The organism is Gordonia sp. UBA5067, from assembly GCF_002414845.1.
GTDB lineage: Bacteria > Actinomycetota > Actinomycetes > Mycobacteriales > Mycobacteriaceae > Gordonia > Gordonia defluvii.
Genome location: NZ_DIAX01000013.1, coordinates 556 through 4,171, shown reverse-complemented (window position 1 = coordinate 4,171; position 3,616 = coordinate 556). Strand labels below are relative to the sequence as shown.

Sequence of the window (3,616 nt, the reverse complement as noted above, 5' to 3'; positions counted from 1 at the left end):
GTCGAGGTCCTCACCGGCCGCGCCTACGAGTTCGCCGGTCGCGAGGCCCACCAGTTGCGGACAGGGCCGGGCGGCGATGATCCGCCCCGCATGCGGGAGGACGGCGCCACCTGCTGGCGGGTGTCGCTGCAGGTCAAGACCCCGTCAGCGCGGCGGCTGCACTACTGGCTCCTCAACGACGGCAGCATCGAACTCTCCAGCATCCGGCTGCACGACGACATGCGCCCCTGAACACCTGACCCTGCGGCGTCCACCGGGCGCGTGCCTGCCCCGTTAGGAAATGGTGAGCCGGCGAGCCAGCCGACGGCCTGGGGGAGGGCGACAGGGATGGCGATCAACGAGATCCGGCAGCAGGCGCGCAGGAGCGCGGCAGAGCGGGTCGCGCGATTGCGGCAGCAGCGGGCCGATCTGGTCAAGGAGCGGGAGGAGCTGTCGGCCGTGGTGATGACGGCGCTCGCCGAACGCGACGCGCTCATCGGCGACACCGAACGGCGAGCCGGCACCGCGCTGAAGGCGCTGGTGTCCAGCGGGCTGAGCCTGGCGGAGGCCTCCCACTGGTGCGACCTCACCGACAGGGACGCCGCACGGCTGGTGAAGCTTGCGGCCCTGTCGGCCACCGCGGCGGCGCCTTCGGCGTCCGGAATCGTCGGAGGCGACCAGTAGCTTCCCGACTATCGGGAGGCCGCGGAGGAACCATCATGACGACGAGAACCGTGTACCCGCCCCGGACGGCACAACTGCGCCGGGCGGGGGCGCTGGTGAAGGCGCCGCAGGCGCTGATCGCGGCGGTGTTGTGGCTGATGATCATCGAAGCTCTACGTGGTGTGGCGGCGTGGGGCGTCCTGGCCCTCGTGGCCGGTGGCACGGTGGCGTCGGTCCTGGCCGAGGAGGCGATGGTCCGCATCGTGTGGTGGGCCCGACGACCCTCGACTCCGATCACGCTGCCCGAGGACTCGCGGGTCCGCGTCCTGATCACCAAACCGGCAGGCAGCCGGGATCGGTCAGGCCGGACGCCTCTCGGCGGCGCTCTGAAACTGGGCGGTAACGGCGCTCGAAAAGTGAGCACTCTTCGACGATTGGAGTGTGATCACTATGGAGGACTGGGCACTGATCAGGAGGCTTGCTGCGGAGGGGGTTCCGAAGGCGAGGATCGCGTCCCGGTTGGGCATCTCGCGGAACACGGTGGCGAAGGCGGTGGCTTCGGACGGTCCGCCGAGGTACGAACGCAAGCAGGTCAAGGAGACGTCGTTCACGCCGTTCGAGGGGCGGGTGCGGCAGTTGCTGGCGGATACCCCGGACATGCCGGCGACGGTGTTGGCTGAGCGGGTGGGCTGGAGCGGGTCGATCCGCTGGTTCCGTGACAACGTGAACCGGCTGCGGAGCGAGCACCACAGGCCGGATCCGGCGGATCGGATCGAGTGGTCGCCCGGGGATGCGGCGCCGTGTGATGTGTGGTTCCCGCCACGCAAGATTCTGCTGGAGGACGGCAGCAATGTCTTGTTACCGGTGTTGGTGATCACGGCCGCGCACAGCCGGTTCATGACCGGCCGGATGATCCCGACGCGGAAGACCGAGGACCTGCTGCTGGGCTCCTGGGCGCTGTTACAGCAGCTGGGTCGGGTACCGCGCCGGTTGATCTGGGACAACGAGCCCGGGATCGGGCGTGGTCGTCTGACCGAGCCGGCGAGGTCGTTCGCGGGAAGTCTGGCCACTCGGGTGGTGTTGCTGCGTCCGCGTGATCCGGAATCGAAGGGGATCGTGGAACGCCGTAACGGCTACTTCGAAACCTCGTTCATGCCGGGCCGGGAGTTCGCGTCCCCAGCCGACTTCAACGCCCAGTTCACCGACTGGCTGACCGCCGCCAACCAGCGGGTGGTGAGGACGACCAAGGCTCGTCCGGTCGATCTGATCGACGCCGACCGTGCCGCGATGCTGCCGTTGCCGCCGACGGTGTGGCACGTGGGCTGGCGCCAGCAGATCCGGTTGGGCTGAACCGCCCCGGGTTCAGTGGAGGGCGTGGGTGAGTTCCAGTCAACGTCGCAACACGGGTGTTCGCAGGAGTGTAGTCATGCGGTCGGCCGGCCTGTCCCAGGACAGGACCTTCCGAGGCCGCTGATTCAGCTGGTTCTGGACCGCGGCGAGGTCGTCGGCGGCGTGGACGGCCAGATCGCTGCCCTTGGGGAAGTAGTCGCGCAGAACACCGTTGGTGTTCTCGTTGCTGGGCCGCTGCCAGGGCGAGCGAGGATCGCAGAAGAAGATCTTGGTGGTCTTCAACGCCGCCGCGATCTCCCGGTGGCGGGCCATCTCCTTGCCCTGGTCCCAGGTGAGGGTGAGCCGCGCATGGGCGGGCAGGGGCTTCAGGGCGGCGATGACGCTATCTCTGACCGTGGCCGCGTCGTGCCGGCCGGCGGGCAAGTGGCCCAGCAGCGTGAACCGGGTGGTGCGCTCCACGAGGGTGACGATCGCGGTGCCGTTGCCGGCGCCCATGATCAGGTCGCCTTCCTTACGTTGTTGGTGAGGGCTAGAGCGGGGGCTGTCGTAGTGTTCCGGTCACCCTCGGGCAGCGGGTATGGCTCAGTGTCTCCCTGCCGCGTTGACGGCTCACTGGGAATGGCCGCCCGCTGCCCGCCGATGACTCGACCGCTGATTGAGAATTGCGACTCCGATCGTTGGGTAAGGACGTGCCGGCGTGGTCATCGACAGGGCCGTAGATCCACGACCGGGAGGACCATGAACATGCCGAGAGTGTGGGCCGGAATCGACGCCGGGAAGAAAACGCACCACTGCGTCGTGCTCGACCAGAAAGGAAGGGTGCTGCTGTCCAAGCGAGTCGAGAACGACGAGGCTGCCCTCCTCGAGCTCATCGGCACGGTGATCGAGCTTGCCGCCGACGACGGCGACGTCTGCTGGGCGACCGACCTGAACGCCGGCGGTGCCGCCCTGTTGATCGCGTTGCTCGCCGGACACGACCAACAGCTGCTCTACATTCCCGGCAGGATCGTGCACCACGCCGCCGCGACCTACCGCGGCGACGGAAAGACCGATGCGAAGGACGCGAGGATCATCGCCGATCAGGCCCGCATGCGCACCGACCTCCAGCCCGTCCGCGGAGCCGACCAGGTCGCTGTCGACGTGCGCCTGCTGACGTCCCACCGCATCGACGTCATCCATGACCGGGTCCGCGCGATCAACCGGCTGCGCGCGACGATGCTGGAGTACTTCCCTGCGCTGGAGAGAGCATTCGACTACTCCAAGAACAAGGCTGCGCTCACGCTCCTGTCCCACTACTCGACCCCCGACAGCCTTCGCCGGATCGGCGTCACCCGTCTGGCGGCGTGGCTGAAGGCCCGCGGGTGCCGCAACAGCATCGGGGTCGCGCAGGCCGCCGTCGACGCCGCGCACGCCCAGGCTACGGAGTTGCCCACCCAGACGGTCGGCTCAACGCTGGTGGCCAAGCTCGCCGCCCAGATCGCCGCGATCGACGAGGACCTCGCGCGAATCGACGCCCAGATCACCGAACACTTCGCCCGACACCGGCACGCCGAGATCCTGCTCAGCATGCCCGGCTTCGGCCGGGTCCTCGCGGCGACGTTCCTCGCTCAGATCGGCGGCAGCC

Annotated in this window: 4 protein-coding genes and 1 pseudogene; 4 read left to right on the top strand and 1 reads right to left on the bottom strand. The window is 68.4% G+C overall.

Going from position 1 to position 3,616, the window contains the following annotated elements:
* From B4M62_RS02405 to istA, 3 genes are all read left to right on the top strand, one after another.
* Positions 1–231 (top strand): hypothetical protein (locus B4M62_RS02405; RefSeq protein ID WP_290704635.1); only part of this gene is annotated, 231 nt, incomplete at its 5' end.
* A 96-nt stretch (positions 232–327) separates the two neighbouring features.
* Positions 328–663: a hypothetical protein gene (locus B4M62_RS02400; protein WP_290704632.1), complete on the top strand. Its 336-nt coding sequence runs from the start codon at positions 328–330 to the stop codon at positions 661–663.
* A 429-nt stretch (positions 664–1,092) separates the two neighbouring features.
* Positions 1,093–1,992 (top strand): IS21 family transposase, encoded by a 900-nt coding sequence (istA, locus tag B4M62_RS02395; RefSeq protein ID WP_290704639.1) that lies wholly within the window; start codon positions 1,093–1,095, stop codon positions 1,990–1,992.
* 39 nt (positions 1,993–2,031) lie between these two features.
* Here istA and B4M62_RS02390 read toward each other — a convergent pair.
* A pseudogene (locus B4M62_RS02390) lies at positions 2,032–2,502 on the bottom strand (IS30 family transposase); the annotation flags it as partial.
* A 234-nt stretch (positions 2,503–2,736) separates the two neighbouring features.
* Between B4M62_RS02390 and B4M62_RS02385 the strand changes: the two are divergent.
* On the top strand, positions 2,737–3,616 hold an 880-nt coding region (locus B4M62_RS02385), incomplete at its 3' end, for an IS110 family transposase (protein ID WP_290704629.1).